This window comes from Streptomyces sp. NPDC051636 (genome assembly GCF_044453765.1).
Taxonomy (GTDB): Bacteria; Actinomycetota; Actinomycetes; order Streptomycetales; family Streptomycetaceae; genus Streptomyces.
The window spans coordinates 38125-59215 of the sequence record NZ_JBITDA010000037.1 but is presented as its reverse complement, the minus strand read 5'-3'; the positions used below and the strand labels follow the sequence as shown (position 1 = coordinate 59215).

The 21091-nt window shown below is 74.2% G+C and carries 19 protein-coding genes and 1 pseudogene; 14 read left to right on the top strand and 6 right to left on the bottom strand.

Translation table 11 applies throughout. The annotated features are described in order from the left end of the window. The first annotated feature begins 199 nt into the window (after positions 1–199). On the top strand, positions 200–889 hold the full coding sequence (locus ACIBBH_RS37985) for a phosphatase PAP2 family protein (RefSeq protein WP_399412795.1): 690 nt from the start codon (positions 200–202) through the stop codon (positions 887–889). A 67-nt stretch (positions 890–956) separates the two neighbouring features. Then, a complete protein-coding gene (locus ACIBBH_RS37980; protein ID WP_399412793.1) occupies positions 957–1646 on the top strand; it encodes an HAD family hydrolase in 690 nt (229 codons plus the stop codon). A gap of 23 nt (positions 1647–1669) precedes the next feature. Here the strand turns inward: ACIBBH_RS37980 and ACIBBH_RS37975 are convergent, their stop codons facing one another. Further along, on the bottom strand, positions 1670–1918 hold the full coding sequence (locus ACIBBH_RS37975) for a DUF2630 family protein (protein WP_399412791.1): 249 nt from the start codon (positions 1916–1918) through the stop codon (positions 1670–1672). Positions 1919–2168: 250 nt separating this feature from the next. On the opposite strand from ACIBBH_RS37975, the gene ACIBBH_RS37970 reads away from it, so the two are divergent. The 3 genes from ACIBBH_RS37970 (at position 2169) to ACIBBH_RS37960 (ending at position 5896) form a co-directional block, all read left to right on the top strand. Next, positions 2169–2888: a TetR/AcrR family transcriptional regulator gene (locus ACIBBH_RS37970; RefSeq protein WP_399412789.1), complete on the top strand. Its 720-nt coding sequence runs from the start codon at positions 2169–2171 to the stop codon at positions 2886–2888. Between the two features lie 145 nt (positions 2889–3033). Then, the gene (locus tag ACIBBH_RS37965) at positions 3034–4377 is read left to right on the top strand and encodes an FAD-dependent oxidoreductase (protein WP_399412787.1); all 1344 of its coding nucleotides are present in this window, start codon (positions 3034–3036) and stop codon (positions 4375–4377) included. 127 nt (positions 4378–4504) lie between these two features. Next, complete coding sequence (locus tag ACIBBH_RS37960) at positions 4505–5896, top strand: nucleobase:cation symporter-2 family protein (RefSeq protein ID WP_399412785.1); 1392 nt, start codon at positions 4505–4507, stop codon at positions 5894–5896. Here ACIBBH_RS37960 and ACIBBH_RS37955 read toward each other — a convergent pair. Further along, the gene (locus tag ACIBBH_RS37955; RefSeq protein WP_399412783.1) at positions 5813–6169 is read right to left on the bottom strand and encodes an ArsR/SmtB family transcription factor; all 357 of its coding nucleotides are present in this window, start codon (positions 6167–6169) and stop codon (positions 5813–5815) included. The two genes, ACIBBH_RS37960 and ACIBBH_RS37955, sit on opposite strands and share 84 nt — an antisense overlap. A 135-nt stretch (positions 6170–6304) precedes the next feature. Between ACIBBH_RS37955 and ACIBBH_RS37950 the strand changes: the two genes are divergently transcribed. The 3 genes and pseudogenes from ACIBBH_RS37950 to ACIBBH_RS37940 form a co-directional block, all read left to right on the top strand. Then, positions 6305–7384: an NADH:flavin oxidoreductase/NADH oxidase gene (locus ACIBBH_RS37950; protein ID WP_399412781.1), complete on the top strand. Its 1080-nt coding sequence runs from the start codon at positions 6305–6307 to the stop codon at positions 7382–7384. 314 nt (positions 7385–7698) lie between these two features. Next, entirely contained in the window at positions 7699–7857 is a 159-nt protein-coding gene (locus ACIBBH_RS37945; protein ID WP_399412779.1) for a hypothetical protein, read from the top strand. A gap of 104 nt (positions 7858–7961) precedes the next feature. Next, positions 7962–8255: pseudogene (locus ACIBBH_RS37940) on the top strand (pectate lyase); the annotation flags it as partial. 66 nt (positions 8256–8321) lie between these two features. On the opposite strand, the gene ACIBBH_RS37935 reads toward ACIBBH_RS37940, so the two are convergent. After that, positions 8322–9086 (bottom strand): PaaX family transcriptional regulator C-terminal domain-containing protein, encoded by a 765-nt coding sequence (locus ACIBBH_RS37935; RefSeq protein WP_399412777.1) that lies wholly within the window; start codon positions 9084–9086, stop codon positions 8322–8324. 76 nt (positions 9087–9162) lie between these two features. Here ACIBBH_RS37935 and ACIBBH_RS37930 point away from each other — a divergent pair, with 76 nt between their 5' ends. Both ACIBBH_RS37930 and ACIBBH_RS37925 read left to right on the top strand, forming a co-directional pair. Continuing rightward, positions 9163–10818 (top strand): acyl-CoA dehydrogenase family protein, encoded by a 1656-nt coding sequence (locus ACIBBH_RS37930; RefSeq protein WP_399412775.1) that lies wholly within the window; start codon positions 9163–9165, stop codon positions 10816–10818. Positions 10819–10988: 170 nt separating this feature from the next. After that, the gene (locus tag ACIBBH_RS37925; protein WP_399412799.1) at positions 10989–12995 is read left to right on the top strand and encodes a HEAT repeat domain-containing protein; all 2007 of its coding nucleotides are present in this window, start codon (positions 10989–10991) and stop codon (positions 12993–12995) included. Between the two features lie 42 nt (positions 12996–13037). Here the strand turns inward: ACIBBH_RS37925 and ACIBBH_RS37920 are convergent, their stop codons facing one another. Next, positions 13038–13613 (bottom strand): hypothetical protein, encoded by a 576-nt coding sequence (locus ACIBBH_RS37920; protein ID WP_399412773.1) that lies wholly within the window; start codon positions 13611–13613, stop codon positions 13038–13040. Between the two features lie 285 nt (positions 13614–13898). Between ACIBBH_RS37920 and ACIBBH_RS37915 the strand changes: the two genes are divergently transcribed. From ACIBBH_RS37915 to ACIBBH_RS37900, 4 genes are all read left to right on the top strand, one after another. After that, a complete protein-coding gene (locus ACIBBH_RS37915) occupies positions 13899–14984 on the top strand; it encodes a WD40/YVTN/BNR-like repeat-containing protein (protein ID WP_399412771.1) in 1086 nt (361 codons plus the stop codon). Between the two features lie 123 nt (positions 14985–15107). After that, entirely contained in the window at positions 15108–15785 is a 678-nt protein-coding gene (locus ACIBBH_RS37910; protein WP_399412769.1) for a uracil-DNA glycosylase, read from the top strand. After that, on the top strand, positions 15782–16777 hold the full coding sequence (locus ACIBBH_RS37905) for an N-acetylglucosamine kinase (RefSeq protein WP_399412767.1): 996 nt from the start codon (positions 15782–15784) through the stop codon (positions 16775–16777). Before ACIBBH_RS37910 ends, ACIBBH_RS37905 begins: the two co-directional genes overlap by 4 nt. 161 nt (positions 16778–16938) lie before the next feature. Then, positions 16939–17862 (top strand): sirohydrochlorin chelatase, encoded by a 924-nt coding sequence (locus ACIBBH_RS37900; RefSeq protein WP_399412765.1) that lies wholly within the window; start codon positions 16939–16941, stop codon positions 17860–17862. Positions 17863–17961: 99 nt separating this feature from the next. On the opposite strand, the gene ACIBBH_RS37895 is transcribed toward ACIBBH_RS37900, so the two are convergent. Both ACIBBH_RS37895 and ACIBBH_RS37890 read right to left on the bottom strand, forming a co-directional pair. After that, on the bottom strand, positions 17962–18996 hold the full coding sequence (locus tag ACIBBH_RS37895) for a lactonase family protein (protein ID WP_399412763.1): 1035 nt from the start codon (positions 18994–18996) through the stop codon (positions 17962–17964). A gap of 520 nt (positions 18997–19516) precedes the next feature. Beyond that, complete coding sequence (locus ACIBBH_RS37890; RefSeq protein ID WP_399412761.1) at positions 19517–21004, bottom strand: FUSC family protein; 1488 nt, start codon at positions 21002–21004, stop codon at positions 19517–19519. Positions 21005–21091 lie beyond the last annotated feature (87 nt).

The following is a 21091-nucleotide window of genomic DNA, read 5'->3' as shown; positions in this document are numbered from 1 at the left end:
CTCGCCGACCCACTCACCCATCGCCACACAACGAGTCTGGCCCTACCGCTCACGCGGCAGGGCCAGAACCCAACATCTTCATCCGCCTTCTAGGGCCTGTCACTGGGCGCCCGGGGCCCGGCCGGCCCGCACGACGGGTCTGGCGTCACAAGAGACCCTGCACTGGCCTCCCACCCCCCGCTTCGGCGAAGATCGCAGCATGCGCCACCCGTCCGTCGACTCCCCGCGCCGCCCGAAGGAGTACCGCGCGGCCGCCGTCACCGCCTCGCTGCTCGCGCTGTGTTCCGCCCTGCTGCTGGCGCTGGTCGCGACCAGATGGCACCCCCTGATCACCCTGGACGGGGACGTCTCCCGCGCCACCCACCGCTGGGCGGTCGGGGACCGCGGTGCGACCCGTGTCTTCCGCATCCTGACCGACTGGGTATGGGACCCGCTGACGATGCGTCTGCTGTGCGCGGCGGCCGCACTCTGGCTGGTGTGGCGCCGCGCGGCATGGTGGACGGCCGTGTGGCTGGCGGTGACCTGCGCGGTGACCACGGTGGTGCAGCAGTCGCTCAAGGCCGCCGTCCACCGCCCCCGCCCGGTCTGGCCGGACCCGGTCGACTCCGCGCACTACGCGGCCTTCCCCTCCGGTCACGCCATGACCGCCACCGTGGTGTGCGGCCTCCTGCTGTGGCTGCTCCACCACTTCGGCGCCGGGCGCGCCCTGCGGCGTACGGCCCTGGCGGTGGCCGTCGTGTCCGTGGTGGGCGTCGGTCTGACCCGGGTGTGGCTGGGCGTGCACTGGCCGTCGGACGTGGTCGGGGGGTGGCTGTTCGGGGGCCTGGTGGTGGCGGTGGCGGTCGCGGCGCACGAGTCGCCGTGGGGCGCCAGGGCACGCTCTCACTGACGGACGGTCCCGTTCGGCCCACCCCGGCCGCCCCGCGCCGGACAGCACGCCGGGTACAGTCCCGCGCATGACCGCCGTCCTCTTCGACTTCTCCGGAACCCTGTTCCGCATCGAGTCCACCGAGTCCTGGCTGCGCGCCGCCGTGGCCGAGTCGGCACTGGAGCTTCCCGAGCCGGAACTGACCAAGGCTGCACAGGCGTTGGAGGCCGCCGGAGCGCTGCCGGGCGGGGCGGCCCCGGCCGAACTGCCCGCGGACCTCGCCGGCGTGTGGGCGGTCCGGGACGAGAGTGCGGCACTGCACCGGGCCGCGTACACCGGCCTGTCCCGTCGGGTGCCGCTGCCCGATCCGGGGCTGTACGACGCGCTGTACGACCGGCACATGACCCCGCGGGCCTGGTCGCCGTACCCCGACGCCGCCCACGTGCTGCGTACGCTGCGCGAGCGCGGGATCGGCGTGGGCGTGGTCAGCAACATCGGCTGGGACCTGCGCCCGGTCTTCCGTGAGCACGGGCTCGACGCGTACGTGGACGCGTACGTGCTGTCGTACGAACACGGCGTGCAGAAGCCGGACCCGCGGCTTTTCGCCACGGCCTGCGCGGCGCTCGGCGTGGATCCGCGGGACGTGCTGATGGTCGGCGACAGCCGGCCGGCGGACGGCGGTGCGGCGGCCCTCGGGTGCCGGGTGCACTTCGTGGACCACCTGCCGGTGTCCGAGCGGCCGGACGCGCTGCTGCCGGTGCTGGACCTGGTGGGCTGAGCCCCGCCGGGCCTGCGCGCGATTCAGCCCTCGTAGCCCTCGACCTCGGACTCGGAGCGGACCCGGGCCTCGTCCGGGTTCTCCCCGAACTCGGCCTTGGCGCGGCGCTGCCGCAACAGGTCCCAGCACTGGTCGAGTTCGCGCTCCAGATGGCCGAGCCGCTGCTGTTCCGTGTCGCTGTCGATCTCTCCGGCCGCGAGCGCCTCCCGGAGCCTGTGCTCGTCCTCGACCATCTCCGCGATCCTGGCCAGGATCCGCTGGTCCTGTTCCATGTCCGCACGCTCCTTCGCTCGGCACCCGTGCCCAACTCTAGGGACGGGACGGTCGTCGTGCGACGGAAGAGGCGAGGAGGCGAGGGGTCTGTGCACGCTGGGGCACGTACCGGGCACACCGCGCCGTCCGCCTGAGACGATCCCCCGCGTCGCCCCAGACGGACGGCAGCCCTGAGCAGGCGCCGCGCGGAGCGGTGCCTGTCCGTTGAGTATAGTTGGCTGGCAGCCAGTCAACACAGGAGTTTCCAGCATGTCCCCGCGCAGCGCCTCGGTCAATGAAGAGTTGCGGCGGCGTTCCCGGGAGCGGCTGCTGCACGCCGCGGTCGAGCTGGTCGGCGAGCACGGGTACGAGGCCACGACCCTGGGCGACATCGCGGACCGGGCGGGTTCGGCGCGCGGACTGGTGTCGTACTACTTCCCCGGCAAACGCCAGCTCGTGCAGTCCGCGGTGCACCGGCTGATGCACCGCACGCTGGAGGAGGCGCTGGAGCGCGAGCCGCGTACCGACGACGGGTGCGAGCGGCTGGCGCGGGCCATCGACGCGATCCTGGGCCTGGCCCGGGACCGGCCCGTGCTGATGCGCCAGCACATGGCCGGGCTCCTGCAGGCCGAGGGCCTCGTGCAGTGCCCGGAGCAGCGGCGCCTGTCCGAGCTGCTGAGCGACACGGTCGCCCGGTACGGCTCCCCGGACGTCCGAGCCGACTATCCCCTGCTGCGCGCGCTGCTGATGGGGGCGGTGTACGCGGCGCTGGTGCCGGGGCTGGCGATGCCGATTCCGATGCTGCGGGAGGAGCTGTTCAAGCGCTACCGGCTCGACTGGGAGCTGGGCGTCCCGCCCGGGGCCGGGGCGCCGGCCGAGGGAGCGTGCGAGAAGGACCTGTCGCGGTTCTTCGCCACGGAGGAGCGGCCGTGTGCCGCGCCGCGGGCGCGGGCCGGGGAACGGGCGGACGAGGAGCCGGAGGCCCGCTAGACCGGAACGCGTCCCGCCCGGCCTCGCCTCCCGCCCGATCCCGTCGGCCGACCGGCCTCGCTGCTCGCCCGATCCCGTCCGCCGCCCTGCCGCGTCACCCTGTCGGCCTCTGTCAGAGAAGCCCCCGTGGTGCAATGCTGGAGCCATGCGTGTCGCCGTCGTCGGCTCCGGGCCGAGCGGGTGTTACACCGCCCAGAGCCTGGTCCAGCTGGATTCCGAGGTGTTCGTCGACGTCCTGGACCGGTTGCCGTGCCCGTACGGCCTGGTGCGTTACGGCGTGGCCCCGGACCACGAGAAGATCAAGTCGCTGCAGGGCAGCCTGCGCACGGTCCTGGAGCACGATCGGGTGCGGTTCCTCGGGGGTGTGCGGGTCGGCGGCCCCGGCGGGCTGCCCGTCGAGCGGCTGCGGGAGCTGTACCACGCGGTCGTGTACTGCGTGGGCGCCGCCACCGACCGGCACCTCGGCATTCCCGGCGAGGACCTGCCGGGCAGCTGGTCGGCGACCGAGTTCGTGTCCTGGTACAGCGCGCACCCGGACGCGGTCGAGGCCGGTTTCCTCACCGGCGCCCGGTCGGCCGTGGTCATCGGCGTGGGCAACGTCGCGGTGGACGTCACCCGGATGCTGGCCCGCGGCGCGGCGGAGCTGAGCCCGACCGACATGCCGCAGGCGGCGCTCACCACGCTGGCGGCGAGCGGGGTGCGGGAGGTCCAGATGGTGGGCCGGCGCGGTCCCTCGCAGGCCCGCTTCACCACCAAGGAGCTGCGCGAGCTGGGCGGCCTGCCGGGCACCGAAGTCGCCGTGGATCCGGCCGAGCTGGCGCTCGACCCGGCGTACGTCGACCCCTCCGGGCTGCCCGCGGCCCAGCGGCGCAACGTGGAGGTGCTGCGCGGCTGGGCGGCACGGCCGCCCGGGGACGCGGCCCGCCGCATCCGGCTGCGCTTCTGTCTGCGGCCCGTCGAACTCCTCGCCGAGGGAGGGCGCGTGGGCGCGGTGCGCTTCGAGCGGACCGCACCGGACGGGCAGGGCGGCGTCACGGGCACCGGCCTGTTCGAGGACGTCGAGGCGCAGTTGGTGCTGCGCTCGGTCGGGTATCGCGGGGTGCCGCTGGAGGGACTGCCGTTCGACGCGTCGAGCGGCACCGTGCCGAACATCGAGGGCCGGGTCCTGCGCGGGTCCGCCGTGTCGCCGGGCGAGTACGTGGCCGGCTGGATCAAGCGCGGCCCGACGGGCGTCATCGGCAGCAACCGCCCGTGCGCCAAGGAGACGGTGACGTCCCTGCTCGCGGACGCCCCCGTGCTCGTACACAAGGCGGTGCCGGACGATCCCGTCGCGGTGCTGCGGACGGCCGGGACCGAGCCCGTGCCGTGGGCGGGATGGCAGGCGATCGAGCGGGCCGAGGCGGAACTCGGGGCCTCGCTCGGGCGGAGTGTGGTCAAGCTGGCCGACTGGGAGTCACTGCTGGCGGCGGCGCGGACGGCGGCCCCGTAGCAGAGTCGGCGGCATCCGGGTGGGCAGGACACACACCGGCAACAGCCCGTAAATCAACAAACTGTGCAAGCCCCTTACGGTCTTGTGCTGTTCGGATGTCCTCCCCCACCGCCGCTCTGGAGTGCCCATGGCCACGACCACGCCCGTGCACCCCGTCGACGAAGTCCCACCCGCCCGGCAACTGGCCGCCCTCGGGTTGCAGCACGTCCTCGCGATGTACGCGGGCGCCGTCGCCGTGCCGCTGATCGTGGGCGGTGCGATGAAGCTGTCGCCCGCGGACCTGGCGTATCTGATCACCGCCGACCTGCTGGTGTGCGGGATCGCGACGCTCATCCAGTGCGTCGGCTTCTGGCGGTTCGGCGTGCGGCTGCCGATCATGCAGGGCTGCACGTTCGCGGCGGTGTCGCCGATGGTGCTGATCGGGACGACGGGCGGCGGGCTTCCCGCGATCTACGGTTCCGTGATCGTCGCGGGGCTGGCGATCGTGCTGCTGGCGCCGGTCTTCGGCAGGCTGCTGCGCTTCTTCCCGCCGCTGGTCACCGGCACCGTGGTCCTGATCATCGGTCTCTCACTGCTTCCGGTCGCGGGCAACTGGGCGGCGGGCGGCGCCGGCGCGAAGGATTTCGGAGAGCCGAAGAACCTCGCGCTGGCGGCCTTCGTGCTGGCAGTGGTCATCGGCGTGCAGCGGTTCGCGCCCGCGTTCCTGAGCCGGATCGCGGTGCTCATCGGCATAGCGGTGGGACTCGCGGTGGCCGTGCCGTTCGGTTTCACGGACTTCGGCGGGGTCGGGGACGCCGACTGGGCGGGCATCAGCACGCCGTGCCACTTCGGGGCGCCCGCCTTCCACGCCTCGGCGATCGCGTCCATGCTGGTGGTGGCCCTGGTGACGATGACGGAGACCACCGGTGACCTGATCGCGGTCGGTGAGCTGACCGGGCGGAGGGTCGAGCCGCGCTCGCTGGCGGACGGGCTGCGCGCCGATGGGCTGTCCACCGTCCTCGGGGGCGTGTTCAACACCTTCCCGTACACGGCGTACGCGCAGAACGTGGGCCTGGTCGGCATGACCCGGGTGCGCAGCCGCTGGGTGGTCGCGGCGGCCGGCGGCATCCTGGTGCTGCTGGGGCTGTTGCCCAAGCTGGGCGCGGTGGTCGCGGCGATACCGGCTCCGGTGCTGGGCGGCGCGGGCCTGGTGATGTTCGGCACGGTCGCCGCGAGTGGCCTGCGCACGCTGACGCAGGTCGACTTCAAGGGCAACAACAACCTGACCGTGGTGGCCGTCTCGGTCGCCGTCGGTGTGCTGCCGGTGGGGGTGCCCGCGGTGTACGCGAAGTTCCCGGACTGGTTCCAGACGGTGATGACCAGCGGCATCAGCGCGGGCTGCGTGACCGCGATCGTACTGAACCTGCTGTTCAACCACCTCCCCGCGCGGGACGGTTCAGGCGCTGTCGCCGAGGCGGACGGCCTGCCGGCCGGCGGCGGCGAGGAGGCTGTCGAGCAGCCCCGGGAAGAGGTCGTCTAGGTCGTCCTTGCGCAGGCCGTTCATCTTGGCCGTGCCCCGGTAGACCTGGCGGATCACGCCGCTCTCGCGCAGCACCCGGAAGTGGTGCGTGGTCGTGGACTTGGTGACCGGCACGTCGAAGTCCGAGCAGGAGAGTTCGTCGCCGCGGGCGGCGAGCTCGCGCACGATCTGCAGCCTCAGCGGGTCGGAGAGTGCGTGCAGCACGCCTTCGAGGCGGATCTCCTCGGGGGCCGGGTGCGGAAGGTCGCGACTGGTCGCGCTGGTGCTGGTCACGGCGGCTCCCTCTCGTCCGGCCCTCCGGGCCCGTCCAGGTTCCATTGTACGAGGTCCATCGTAATTTGACAGTTGCCGTACTACGACGCCTATCGTACGAGCAGACCACCGGTCCCGTGACGAATGGAGTCCGCCGTGAGTGCGCTCTTCGAGCCCTACACCCTGCGCGAAGTGACCATCCCGAACCGGGTCTGGATGCCCCCGATGTGCCAGTACTCGGCCGCTCCCGAGGGCCCGCTGACCGGCGCCCCGCACGACTGGCACTTCGCCCACTACGCGGCGCGCGCGACCGGCGGCACCGGACTGGTCGTCGTCGAGGCCACCGCGGTCTCGCCCGAGGGCCGGATCTCGCCGTACGACCTGGGCATCTGGAACGACACCCAGGCCGAGGCGTTCCGCCGGATCACCCGCTTCCTGGCCGCGCAGGGCACGGTGCCCGCGATCCAGCTCGCCCACGCCGGCCGCAAGGCCTCCACCGACCGGCCCTGGAAGGGCGGCGCACCCCTCGGGCCGGACGCGCGCGGCTGGCAGCCGCTGGGCCCGAGCCCGGTCGCGTTCGACGACCGCCACCCGGTGCCGCACGAGCTGACGACCGATCAGATACGTTCAGTCATCGAACAGTTCGCGACGGCGGCCGGCCGGGCCCTCGCCGCCGGTTTCGAGATCGCCGAGATCCACGGCGCCCACGGCTACCTGATCAACGAGTTCCTTTCCCCGCACTCCAACCACCGCACCGACGCCTACGGCGGTTCGTACGAGAACCGCATCCGCTTCGCCCTCGAAGTCGTCGACGCGGTACGGGAGGTGTGGCCCGAGGACAAGCCGCTGTTCTTCCGCATCTCCGCCACCGACTGGCTGGAGGACGGCGGCTGGACCCCGGACGACACGGTCCGCTTCGCCCACGAGCTGCAGGCCCACGGCGTCGACCTCCTCGACGTCTCCACCGGCGGCAACGCCTCCGGTGTCCGCATCCCCGCCGGCCCCGGATACCAGGTCCCCTTCGCCGCCCGGGTCAAGGCCGAGACCCCGCTCCCGGTCGCCGCCGTCGGCCTGATCACGGACCCGGAGCAGGCCGAGAAGATCCTGCTGAACGACGAGGCCGACGCGGTCCTGCTCGGCCGCGAGCTGCTGCGCAACCCGTCGTGGGCGCGGCACGCGGCGCGTGAACTCGGGGGCGAGGTGCGGGTGCCGGAGCAGTACCACCGGTCCGTGTGAGGCGGTGGCCGAATCCCGTCGCCGTGAGGGACGCCGGGCGCGCGGGTCTCGCCGGTCCGCCGCTTCGGTGGCTACACTCCCCACCGCACGGTCGGCAGCGCCGACTGCGACGGGAATGGGTCCGGCGTCCCTGACGGGCGTGGCCGCCGAGGTGATCGGTGGCTCGTCAATCGCGACAACTTCACACGCGGCCTGCACGCCGGCAGGGCCTCAGTTGATCACCGTTGTTCCGGGTGGTCGACCTGAGACACCTGCCATCCCGCATGCGCTCGCGCTCGGTTCGACCATCCTCGCACCCGCAGGAAGGGCCGAGTATGGAGTCGCAGATCGTCCTGGGGATCCTGAGCGCGGCGAGTATCGCGTCGGTGTTCGTCTACGTCCTGAAAGGCCTCCTGGACCAGATCCCCGACCTCATCCGGTCGTGGCGCCGGGTCGTGCGGGAAGCCCGCGGCGGCCGGCAGCCGCGCCGGTGACCGCGGGCTTCCCTCACGGTGTCCCGCTCAGCTCCTGAAACAGCCCCGTCGGCACCGCCCCGGCCGGCTTTCCGTATGGTCGATCACCGCGTCGAAGCGACCGCTTCGGCACCTTCGTCCGGTCGTGCGGCAACTGCAAGACGCAGTACAAGCGCACGATCAACCTCAGCACCATCGCGGCGACCTACGAGGGCAGCCGGCTCGTCGGCACCAACACCAACTACGGCGACAGCGCGACCCTGAAGGACATCATCACCATCGCGGGTGACACCAGCAAGAAGGTCATCCCCTGCCAGAAGTACATCGGCAACGGCACAGGCGCGGAGCCGACGACGAACGGCACGGGCGCCGGCGGCACCTGCTGCAAGTGCTCCAGCTCGGACATCACCTACAAGTAACCCTCCCCCCGACGGGGATCGTACGAGGCGCACATGACGGCGTTTCGTACGACCGCCTTCCAGCGCCTACCCGGCCCGGCCGAGCATCGCGTCCGTCAACTCCCGCTGGTGGCGGGTGTACTCGGCGCGCAGGGCCGGGCCGGGCCAGTCGGCGGGCAGGAGCCGGGGAGGCAGGACCGGGTCGGCCAGGAGGTGGCGTACGACGGCCGCGAGGGCGGTGAAGCGGTCGGCCGGGCGGTCGGTGGCGGCGACGTGGGCGAGCAGCGCCCTGGCGGTGTCCGCCCAGGCGTCCAGCGGCCACAGGGCCGCGGCCAGGTCGCCGGCGGGCTCCTCGGGACGGGCGGTGAAGTGCCGGACCACGTCGCCGAGGTCGTCGGTGCCGGTTCGGCGCAGGTTGGCGGGCCGCAGCCAGACGCCCTCGCGGAGTTCGGCGAGCCGCAGGGCGGTGAGCCGGGCGCGCAGGTCGGCGCGTTCGGCGGGGCCGCGGCCGGTCGCGGTGACGACGACCATCTCCCATTCGCCGCCCCAGGGGAGGGTCTCCGGGTGCACGGCCTCGTCCTGCCGCCGCTGGCGGCTGAGCAGGCGGTCGCTGAGCCGGTAGACGGCGTCCGTGCGCCGCAGGTCCCCGGCGGCCACCATCCGGCTGAGCGCGGCCCGCAGGGTGGACCCGCCCACGCCGAGCGGCTCGACCGCACGCACCAGGTCCTTCACCGGCAGCTCGGGCGGGTGCGTGCCCAGCAGCAGGCTCAGCACCACCGAGCGGGCGGAGAGGGGGCGCAGCTCGACCTCTCCTGAGCCGGTCCGCGCTTTCCCGCCGACGTTCCTGTGCATGGAGACGTACTGTACGGGCCGTCCGCCGGATGTTGCATCATTGCTGCGGCTGAAGAAATAGTGCAACACTGACCGTATGGCCGAGACAACCGCGCACCCGCAGCACGCCACGCACGACGTCACCAACCAGGCTCCGCCCCTGGCCCCCTACGACGCCGCCGAGGACACGGCCCTGCTGGAGGGGCTGCGCCGGGAGGGCGCGGGCTGGGCCGAGGAGGGCATCCGGCGGCTCGGGGCGCGCGCCGGCAGCGCGGAGGCGCAGGAGTGGGCCGAACTGGCCAACCGGTACGAGCCGGAGCTGCGCACGCACGACCGGTACGGCAACCGGATCGACGAGGTCGAGTTCCACCCCGGCTGGCACCATCTGATGCGGGCCGCGGTCGCCGAGGGCCTGGCGGGCGCGCCCTGGGCCGACGAGCGGCCGGGCGCTCATGTGGCCCGCAGTGCCGGCGGGCTGGTGTGGGGGCACACGGAGGCCGGGCACGGCTGTCCGACGTCGATGACGTACGCGGCCGTCCCCACGCTGCGCGCCCAGCCGGAGCTGGCGAAGGTGTACGAGCCGCTGCTGACCGGCCGGGAGTACGAGCCGGAGCTGCGGGTGCCCACCGAGAAACGCGGTCTGCTGGCCGGGATGGGCATGACCGAGAAGCAGGGCGGCTCCGACGTCCGGACGAACACCACCGCGGCCACGCCCACCGCCGAGCCCGGGGTGTACACGCTGCGCGGGCACAAGTGGTTCACGTCGGCGCCGATGTGCGACGTGTTCCTGGTGCTGGCCCAGGCACCCGGTGGTCTCTCCTGCTTCCTCGTCCCCCGCGTGCTGCCCGACGGCACCCGGAACACGTTCCGCATCCAGCGGCTGAAGGACAAGCTGGGCAACCGGTCCAACGCCTCCTCCGAGCCCGAGTTCGACGGCACCGTGGCCTGGCTGGTGGGGCCGGCGGGGCGGGGCGTGAAGACGATCATCGAGATGGTCAACTGCACCCGGCTGGACTGCGTGATGATGGCGGCGGCGCTGATGCGCAAGACGCTCGTCGAGGCCGGCCACCATGCGCGGCACCGCGGCGCGTTCGGCGCCCGGCTCGTCGACCAGCCGCTGATGCGCAACGTCCTGGCCGATCTCGCGCTGGAGTCGGAGGCTGCGACGACGCTGACGCTGCGGCTGGCGGGGGCGGCGGACCGGGCGGTGCGCGGGGACGCCGGGGAACAGGCCTTCCGGCGCATCGCCACCGCGGTCGGCAAGTACTGGGTGACCAAGCGGGGCCCGGCCTTCACCGCGGAGGCCCTGGAGTGCCTGGGCGGCAACGGTTACGTGGAGGAGTCCGGCATGCCCCGCCACTACCGCGAGGCACCGCTGCTGTCGGTCTGGGAGGGCTCGGGCAACGTCAACGCGCTCGACGTGCTGCGGGCGCTGGGACGGGAACCCGCCACCGCCGAGGCCCTCTTCGCCGAACTCGCCCTCGCGCGCGGGGCGGACGCCCGGCTGGACGCGGCCGTGGCCCGGCTCAAGGACCGCGTGGCCGGGTCCGGCCAGGCGGGCGCCCGCCGGCTGGTCGAGGAGATGGCCCTGGCGCTGCAGGCCTCCCTCCTGGTCCGGCACGCCCCGCCTGCGGTCGCCGACGCCTTCTGCGCCACCCGGCTCGGCGGCGACTGGGGACACGCCTTCGGCACGCTGCCGGGTGCCGCCGATGTCGGCTCGATCCTGACGCGGGCGCTGCCGGGCGGAAACTGATCCCTGCACTCCCGCGCACGTTCCCGGCCAGAACTGATCCCTCCGTCCCCGCACACGGTCCGTGGCCGGTCCCAACCGACGGATCGCACACAGTCGCCGCCCGATTCCGCTTCGTTGTCAGTGGCGTGGTGCAGACTCGCGACCAGGTGGCACTCGCCTGGGAGGACAACGTGTTCACGGGGATCGACGAGGTCGACTGGGCCTCGCTGCGGCATGCGTACGGCAGCGCGGCGGACGTACCCGCACTGCTGAGAGGGCTGGCGTCCGCGGACCCGGCCGAGCGGGAGGGCGCGCTGGACGGGATGTACGGCTCGGTGCACCACCAGGGGAACGTGTACGACTCGACGCTCGCCTGCGTTCCCTTCCTGTTCTCCCTCGTGACCCGTGCGGAGGTGCCGGACCGGGGCGGCATAGTCGAGCTGCTGGTGAGCATCGGCACGGAAAGCGAGGGCGCCGGGGCGGGCCGGGCGCCGGCGCATGCCGCGGTGCGCTCGGGTGCCGAGGTGTTCGCCGCCCTGGCCGCGGACCCGGACCCCTGGGTGCGGCGGGCGGCACCGGCGGCGCTGGTGCGGTTCCTGGACGATCCGGCCCGCGTACTGGGCCTGCTGCGGGAGCGGATCACGGTCGAGCGGGACGACCGGGTCCTGCTCGCCCTCACCGAGGGCCTGGGCCTCTTCGTGCGGCGGCATCCCGCGCACGCCGCCGCGGCGGTGGACCTCCTGGCCGCGCAGAGCGCCCCGCCGTACGGGCCCGGGCCGCGGCTCGCCGCCCTCGGTCAGCTCGCGCTCGGGGCACCCGACCGGCTCCCGGCCGACCTGGTGCCGACGGTGGTCCGGCTGCTCAGGGACAGGTCCGAGCAGCGGTCCGGCGGCCGTCCGGACGAGCGGGACCGCCCCGGCACGGACACCCTCGTCGGCCGGATCCGGCGGCTGCGGCCCTCGGACGAGGAGGGCTCGTACCTGCTGCGGACCCTGCACACCGCGCTGGACGACCGGGTGGCCGACCGGATCGCCCTGCTCACCGGGCAGTTGACCAGTCCGGCCCCGGTCGACCGGTGCAACGCGGTGTGGATGTCGGCGGGGCTGCTGCGGGAGTGGCGTGCCGACTACACCGGGCCTGTGGCGCTGCTCGGCGCGCAACTGGCCGAGGAGCACGACGCGTTACGGGACGCGGCGGTGTCGGTGCTGTCCGAGCTGTTCGACCTGGCTGCGCCCGCCGCCGGCCACCTCCACGCCCTCGTGACGTCCCGGCCCGACCTGTGGGTCCGCCGCTGGGAACGCGGGGCGCCCGCGCTGGGCGGTCCGGTCAAGGCCCTCGCCCGGACGGGGGACGCACGGGCGGTCCCCGTCCTCGCCCAGCTGCTGGCGGGCCCGCTCCCGCCGGACGACCTGGGGCACGCGGTCGTCCACCTGGGGAGGGCCGCGAGCCCGCTCGCCCCCGCGTTACGGCGCCGGCTCGCGCAGGTCGCCCGCGACTGGCCCGACCGCGCCGGCCGCGCCGTGCCGCTGCTGTCGGCGCTCACGGCCCTGGGCGACGCGGAGGCCGTGCCGGAGGTCCTGCGCCTGCTGCGCACCGCGCCGGACCGCCCCGGTCCCCGGGACACCGTCGTCGGGTACGCGATCCGCATGCTGGACGCCCTCGGGGCCGCAGCGTGGGAGGCGGTGCCGGTGCTGCGGGGGCTGCTGGACACCGGGTACGCGGCTGCGGCCGCCGGTGCGCTGTGGTCGGCGGGCGAGGACGTGTCCGTCGCACTCCCGGTGCTGCTGCGGGAGTTGACGCACGAACGGTCCGGCCTGCGCCGCCTGGCCGCCGGGGAGCTGGCCCGGCTGGGGCCCGCGGCCCGCCCCGCGCTTCCGGCGCTGCGCCGTATGACCGCCGCGAGCCGGGTGCGGGAGCGGACCTCGGCCGCGGCCGCGCTGTGGCGTATCGGCGGGGACCCGGAGCCCGTCCTGCCGGTGTTCCGCGCGGCCTGGGCCGAGAACCCCCACACCCGCGTCACCATCGCCGCCTGCCTCGCCGACATGGGGCCGGCGGGCACCCCGTTGCTGGACCTCGTGGCAGCGGAGATGGCCGGCGCGCGGCGCCACACCGCGCGGATGGGCGGGTACGGGAGCCATGACATACAGAACGACGAGGAGTTGCTCCGGGTGTGCGAGAGGGTGCTGGCGGGAGGATGAGGGGCCGTCCCGCCGTCTTCTCCGGAGGGACGGCCCCGCTCCTCATCCGGTCATACGTCCCCACTGCGGTCCCAACCGCGCCCACTCGGCGTCCCACTCGGCCATGCGGCGGCGCTCCAGCCGGCCACGCAGGGTCAGGCCGGTGACGAACGGGACGGCGGCGGCGCTGACGCCGACGAGGGTACCGATCAGGCCCGCGCGCAGGTGCGCCTGGGAGACGGAGGCCGGGCGGGTGACCAGGTGGCCCTGCGGGTCGGTCCACACGGTGACCGGGGTGCCCGCCTTGCTGCCGGGCGCGACGCGGGCCTGGCCGGTGTGCGAGGAGCCGTCCGCCACGGTCCAGCGCACCGTGGCCCACACCCGCTCGTCGGGGTTCGCCTTCCCCGGCATCTTCGCGGTGACCCGGGCCACGGCCGGGCGCCACTCGGCGCGCTCCCGGGCCAGCCCGTGCTCGACGGAGCCGGACGCCACGAGCCCCGACAGGACCCCGGTCAGGACGGTGAGCAGCCAGGCGCCCAGCACCAGCCAGGCCTCCATCGTGTCGGCACGGCGTCTGAGCGGGTTGCGCCGCCATCGCCACAGCCACACCTTCGGACCACGGAACGCCTTCAAAGGCATCCTCCTCACGAGCGCACGGACACACCGGCCGCCTTCCCGACCGCCTTCCCATACGGGGGATGTCCCCGTGTTGCTCACGGCGAGCCCCCGATTCGACGGTCGCACGAGAACCCCGCTTCGCGCAGGCGGGTGACGCGAAGACGTCCCACCGATCTTTGTGACGGGCCGACTCGACCCGTCTGACCTGCGGCGACGATGTTTCCAGAGGTGACTGTCAGTGCCGGGGTGCAGACTGGCCGATGTCTGAAAACTACGTGTGACGAAGACGTCCCGGAGGTGATCGGCATGGCCGAGGTACTGCTCGCCGTGGGTACCCGGAAGGGTTTGTTCATCGGGCGGCGGCGAGGTGGCGCCTGGGAGTTCGACGAAAGTCCCTACTTCAACGCGCAGGCCGTCTACTCGGTCGCCCTCGACACCCGCGGCAGCACCCCGCGGCTGCTGGCCGGCGGGGACAGCGCGCACTGGGGGCCGTCGGTGTTCCACTCCGACGACCTGGGCCGCACCTGGACCGAACCGGCGCGGCCGGCCGTCAAGTTCCCCAAGGACACCGGCGTCTCACTGGAGCGGGTGTGGCAGCTGCACCCGGCCGCGGCCGAGCCGGACGTGGTGTACGCGGGCACGGAACCGGCCGCCCTGTACCGCTCGGAGGACCGTGGGGAGAGCTTCGAGCTGGTCCGCCCGCTGTGGGAGCACCCCACCCGCTCGCAGTGGGTGCCGGGCGGCGGCGGTGAGGGCCTGCACACCGTGGTCACCGACCAGCGCGACCCGCGGGCGGTGACCGTCGCGGTCTCGACGGCCGGGGTGTTCCGCACCACGGACGGCGGCGCGAGCTGGGCGCCGTCCAACTCGGGCGTGTCCGCGGTGTTCCTGCCGGATCCGAACCCGGAGTTCGGGCAGTGCGTGCACAAGATCGCGCAGGACTCGGCGAATCCGGACCGCCTTTACCTGCAGAACCACTGGGGGGTGTACCGCAGCGACGACAGGGGCGCGCACTGGACGGACATCGGCGCGGACCTGCCGTCCACCTTCGGCTTCGCGGTCGCCGCACACCCGCGCCGGGGCGACACCGCGTACGTCTTCCCGATCAACGCCGACGCGGACCGGGTGCCCGCCGACCACCGCTGCCGGGTCTTCCGCACGCCGGACGCGGGCAAGACCTGGGAGCCGCTGACCGCCGGTCTGCCGCAGGAGGACCACTACGGCACGGTGCTGCGGGACGCGCTCTGCACGGACGACGCGGACCCGGCGGGCGTGTACTTCGGCAACCGCAACGGCGAGGTGTACGCCTCGGGCGACGACGGCGACAGCTGGCGGCTGCTGGCCTCCCATCTGCCGGACGTGCTGTGCGTGCGGGCGGCGGTCGTGGGCTGAGAACCCGAACACGAGGGACGGGAAGGGAGATTGCGGTCATCTCTGTCGACGGTTCGGTCATCCTCGGTCGGCCTCAGGCCACCGCTTGATCGCCGCACCGCGTACGGCAGTAGGGTGACGCCCGTGGCACCACGACCCTTGCATGAAATCGTCGAGCCGGGCTGGGCGAAGGCCCTGGAACCCGTGGCGGAACGGATCGCCGCGATGGGTGACTTCCTGCGCGCGGAGATCGCGGCGGGACGCACCTACCTCCCGGCCGGGCCGAACGTTCTGCGGGCCTTCCAGCAGCCCTTCGACGACGTCCGCGTCCTGATCGTCGGCCAGGACCCGTACCCGACACCGGGACACGCGGTCGGGCTGTCGTTCTCGGTCGCGCCGGACGTACGGCCGCTGCCGCCCAGCCTGATCAACATCTTCCGCGAGCTCAACGCGGATCTGGGGCTGCCCCAGCCGTCCACCGGCGACCTCACCCCGTGGACGCAGCAGGGCGTGCTGCTGCTCAACAGGGCGCTCACCACGGCCCCGCGCAGCCCCGGAGCACACCGCGGCAAGGGCTGGGAGGAGGTCACCGAGCAGGCCATACGGGCGCTGGCGGCGCGCGGCAAGCCGCTGGTGTCCGTCCTGTGGGGCCGCGACGCCCGCAGCCTCCGTCCGCTCCTTGGCGACCTGCCGTCGGTGGAGTCCGCGCACCCGTCGCCGATGTCGGCCGACCGCGGCTTCTTCGGCTCCCGCCCGTTCAGCCGGGCCAACGACCTGCTGATCCGGCAGGGGGGACAGCCGGTGGACTGGCGCCTGCCGTGACCGGCCGGGGGGCTGAGCCCGGTACGGGGGCTGAGCCCGGCTTCCTGGCCGTCGATTCGGGGGGCTCGGGTCTGCGGGTCGTCGTGGGCGTCCCCGGGCGTGGTCCGTCCGCGCGGCGGGAGTCCCGGGAGCCGGTCCGCACGGGTGCGCGGGGGATCGACCCCGGGCATCTGATGGAGCAACTGGTGCCCATGACCCGGTCGTTGGCGGCCGAGGCCGGGGTGAGCGGACTGGACACGGCCGTCGTCGGTGCCGCCGGGTTCGCCTCTCTGGGCGGCGCCCTGCGCGCCGACCTGCCGGGCGCGCTGGCCCGCGAACTCGGCGTGCGGGCCGTCGCGCTCGCCGCCGACGCCGTCACCGCCTATGTGGGCGCCCTGGGACCGCGGGCCGGTGCCGTGGTCGCCGCGGGCACCGGACTGATCGCGCTCGGCACCGATCTGACGAGCTGGCGACGGGCGGACGGCTGGGGCCATCTGCTGGGCGACTGCGGCAGCGGCGCCTGGATCGGGCGGGCGGGTCTGGAGGCCGCGCTGCGCGCCCACGACGGCCGGGACGGCGGCTCGGCCGCGCTGCTGGCGTGGGCCGAGGAGCAGTTCGGCCCGGTGCCGGGGCTGCCCGGCATGCTCTACCCGCGCGCGGACCGCCCCGCCGTCCTCGCGTCCTTCGCGCCCCGGGTGGCCGCCTGCGCCGCGAGTGACCCCGTCGCGGCCGGCATCCTGCGCGCGGCGGCCCGGCACATCGCCGAGTCCGCCGCCGCGGTCTGCCCGCCGGCCGGGCAGCCCCAAGTGTCCGTCACCGGGGGCCTGGTCAAACTGGGCGCGCCGCTCCTCGTACCCCTGGGCGAGGAGTTGGCGCGGCGGCTGCCGCACGCGCGTCACGTCCCGCCCCAAGGTGACCCGCTGCACGGCGCGGTGCGGCTGGCGACCGAGTTGGCGGGCGGGCGGCTCACTCTGCCGGGCGATGAGGCGATGTTGTACGTGGTTACCACATAAGGGGATTGTCCCGTCGGTGAAGGAAGTGTCCCGGAAGTGTCCGGAACGTGCGGGAATCACTTCTCATTCGTCCGTAACTCATCAGACAAAACCGGACGGATACCGCTCACCTGCACCCTCCCCGAACAGAGAAGCCCAGGAAACCAGTAACATGCGGCGCCATGAGCTCCCCCACTGGGCCCGCGTCCGGCCTGCCAGTACGAATGCCGCGACCCCGCCAGCCCGGACGGCACCGCCGCCCCGAACCGCTGGTGGCTCCCGAGGGCGCGCCCGCGCTCGTCCTCGCGGTGCCCGGCACGCCCAGTTCCGCCACGCGCAGCCTCGCCGAGGAGGTCGTGAGCATCGCCCGCTCCGAGCTGCCCGGCCTGGACGCCCGGATCGGGTTCCTGGACGGGGACGACGCGGAGTTCCCGGCCCTGAGGTCCGTGCTGACGCACGCCGCCGACGAGCGCACGGCCCGCTACGAGCAGGCCCGCGCCGCGGGCGTCGAGGTCAGGGAGCCCGACGGTCCGGTCGCCGTCGTCGTCCCGCTGCTGGCCGGTCCGGACAGCTCGCTGCTGCGCCAGGTCCGGCAGTCCCTCATGGACAGCCGGGTCGCCGCCGAGCTGACCGACGTCCTCGGCCCGCACCCGCTGCTCGCCGAGGCGCTGCACGTGCGCCTGTCCGAGGCGGGCCTGGCCCGCGCCGACCGGGCCCGCCTGTTCACCGTGGCGACCGCCGCGGACGGCATCATCCTGGCCTCCGTCGGCGGTGAGGAGGCCGTGCAGGCGGCCGGGATCACCGGCATGCTGCTCGCCGCGCGCCTCGCCGTGCCGGTGATGGCCGCGGCCCTGGACCAGGAGGGCTCGATCGCGTCCGTCGCCGAGCAGTTGCGTTCCGCGGGCTCCCAGCAGCTGGCCGTGGCGCCGTACCTGATCGGCCCCGAGATCGACGCGGCTCTGCTGGAGGCGGCCGCCGGCGAGGGGGGCTGTGCCATCGCGGAGCCGCTCGGCCCGTACCCGGCGATCGGCAAGCTGGCCCTGGCCAAGTACACGACGGCGCTGGGCATCGCCCCGCAGCAGCCGCAGGGCGCCCCGGTCCGCTGACGCCGCGCTGGCAGCCGTACGACCTGTGCCTGTACGGCCGAGGGCCCGCTCCTCCCCGAGGGGCGGGCCCTCGGCCATGCCGGGGCGGGGCGACGGGGTTCAGTCGAGGACCACGCAGGACGCGGCGGGCACCTCGACCGCGCCCTCGTAGCGGGGCATTCCGGTCGCCGGGTCGATCGTGAACCAGGTGACGTCTCCGGAGCGTTCGTTGGCCGCGTAGAGGACGCCCCGGGACTCGGCCAGCGCGCGCGGCCAGTGGCCGCCGCAGGGAACCGTGCCGATCAGCCGCAGCGTCTCGCCGTCGACGGCGAAGGCGGACAGGACGTCCTCGCCGCGCGTCGCGATCCACACGAAGCGGCCGTCGGGCGAGACGACGATGCCGGAGGGGTAGGCGTCGCCGGCCGGGGCGCCCGGCAGGACCGGGGTCTCGATCAGCGGCATCAGCGAGCCGCTGCCGCCCTCCCAGCGGCAGACGGTGACCGTCGGGGTGAGTTCGTTGACGATGTAGGCATACCGGCCGTCCGGGTGGAAGGCCAGGTGGCGGGGGCCGGAGCCGGGGCGCAGGGCGAACTCGCGGTGCAGTGCCGGGGTGCCCCGCCGCAGCGTGCACACCCGGACCGAGTCCGTACCGAGGTCCACGCTGACCGCCCAGCGGCCGCCGGGGTCGGGCTGCACCTGATGTGCGTGCGGTCGCCGCTGACGCCGCTCGTGCGGGCCGGAACCGGTGTGCTGGAGGTGGCCGGAGGGGGCGGCCGCGAGGGTGCCGTCGGGGCGCAGGGGGACGGCGGTGACGCTGCCCGAGCCGTAGTTGGCGGTCAGGACGTGCCCGTCGTAGAGGCTGAGGTGCGTGGGCCCGCTGCCGCGGACCGGCACCGGGGAGCCCGCGAGCTCGGGCCGCTCGCCGTGCACCCGGTACGCGGCCACCGCGCCCTCGGCCGTCTCGCTGACCGCGTAGAGCGTGTCCCCTCGCGGTGAGAGCGCCAGGTACGACGGGTCGGGAATGCCGTCGACACTGCCCAGCAGGCTCAGCGCACCGCTCTCCGGATGCACCGCCGCCGTCACGACCCCGGGCCCGCCCGCCGCCGTGAACGACCCGATGAACGCCCTCCGCCGCCCCGTGCCGCCCTCTGTCACCGCTGCCCCTCTCACCGCGCGTGCCCGTCCCGGGCCGACGGTAGCAGTCGATCACGGGCGGTCTAGACCAAGAGGGGTGGCCATGGCGCGGCGGAGCGAGGACGGGCGGGGACTTCCAGGCACGGCCATCGCCGGACAGGGCGTGCGGCAGGGTCAGCCGGGGCCGCGCCCCACGCCAGGCACTCCGGCCGGTGAGGCGGGCACACGCCCCGCACGCCGGCCCCGGCCGGAAGACGGTGGCCGGCCGTCCGCGCTCGCCGCGTGGGCGGCCCTCCCCCGGGCGCCGTGCCCGAGGCGAGGATCGCTGCGCGGCGCTGGAGCCATGGACAGGTCCGGGCGACGGGCATCGCCGGGGCAAGGATGTCCGGGCCGGGCTCAGCGCGGCCCGCCCCCGACGGCAGGCGCTCCGGCTGAGCGCGGCCGCACGCGCCGCACGCCAGGCCCGGGCCGGGAAGACGGCGGCCGGCCGTCCGCGCTCACCGCGGCTCAGGAACCAGCCAGTCGCGAGCCCAGGAGGCGCTCAGGCGACCAGCCCGGCCCCCGGAGGGGGCCGCAGGGGCTCCGCCAGGTCGGCCAGGGCGCGTTCCAGGCTGTGGAGGTGGGCCAGGGCGGGGTCGGCGGGCGGCTCGGCGGGGTGGGTGATCCGGCCGGCGCCGCCCTCGGTGAGCGCCCCGACGGCGGCCTCCACGCGCCAGCAGGCGGCGGCCAGGCGGGCGTCGTGGGAGGCCTCCGGGTCGGCGGCGACCGCGACCAGCCCGCGGATCTCACGGGCGCAGTCGTCGAGCAGGGCCAGCACCCGGCGGGCGCGCCGCTTGCGGGCGAGCACGGGATTCAGGGGGTGCACGAGCGGGGCGACCGAGAGCCGTACCCGGCCGAGCAGCTGCTCCAGTTCGGTGACGCGACGCGCGGGGTCGGCCGTCTCGTCGCCCGCGAGGCGCGCGGCGGCCTCGGCCGTGCAGGCGTGCACGCAGCGCAGCGCGCGCTGGATCCAGGCGTCGGTGGTGGTGTGCGTGGTGACGGGGAGCACGAACAGCACGGCCAGGACGGCACCCAGGGCACCGACGCCGGTCTCGGCCAGGCGCAGGGCCAGCAGGCCGGGGCTCAGGACGCCGAGAAGGCCGTAGAGGAGCTCGGCGAGCAGCGTCACCCAGAGCATCATCCAGGTGTAGGACACGGCGGCGGTGTAGAAGATGCCGAAGACCGACGCGGCGACGAGGACGGCCGTGGCGAGCGGCGCCCCGTGCAGCGGGACGGCGACCAGCAGGCCCAGGGCGATGCCGATGACCGTGCCGAGGACCCGGCGGAAGCCGCGGACCAGCGTCTCGCCGCGCGAGGCGGTGTTCACGAAGATCCACCAGGTCGCGCCGACGGCCCAGTACCAGCGCTGACCGGACACCAGCTGGCCCACGACGAGGGCGAAGGCGGAGCCGGCGGTCGCCTGGACCGCCTGCCGGGTGGTCACCCGGGCCAGGCCGGTGCCGGCGGGCGGGGTCGGCACGGCGGCCGGAGGCAGTTGCCGCTCGTAGCACCACAGCCCGAAACGCACCGCCGCCGCGGTGAGCACGGACAGCAGGACGGCGGCGCACAGCTCGGGCAGCTGCCCGGCGGTGGCGTGCAGGAACTGGGCCACGAAGAAGGTCATGAAGGCGAACACGCCGAGGCTGTGGCCGCGCGGCCCCCAGCGGCGCGCGTACACGCCCGCGCCGACCACGGCGAGGAAGGCGAGGTCCCGCGCCACCGGGTGGTGGTGCAGCCCCGCCGCCGCGGCGAGCACCGGCAGCCCCACGACGGGCAGCAGCGCCGTCGTGACCGCCTGCCCCCGCACGGTGGCGTCGGTGACGGTGAACAGCGCGAGCAGTGCGGCGAGCCCGCCGGTGACGGCACCCACGAGGGAATGGCCGGCGAGGCCGCAGACCACGACCGCCGACCCGATGCCGAGCACGGCCCGCGCGGCGAACCGCAACCGCAGCCGCCCCGGGTCCGGAGCCACGAACACCCTCTTCAGCACTGCTTTCCACCCCTTTGGAACATCTGGCACACCGGCACACAAAAGGCGCCGCGGGGATCCGCAGCGCCATCGACGTGTCCATAAGAG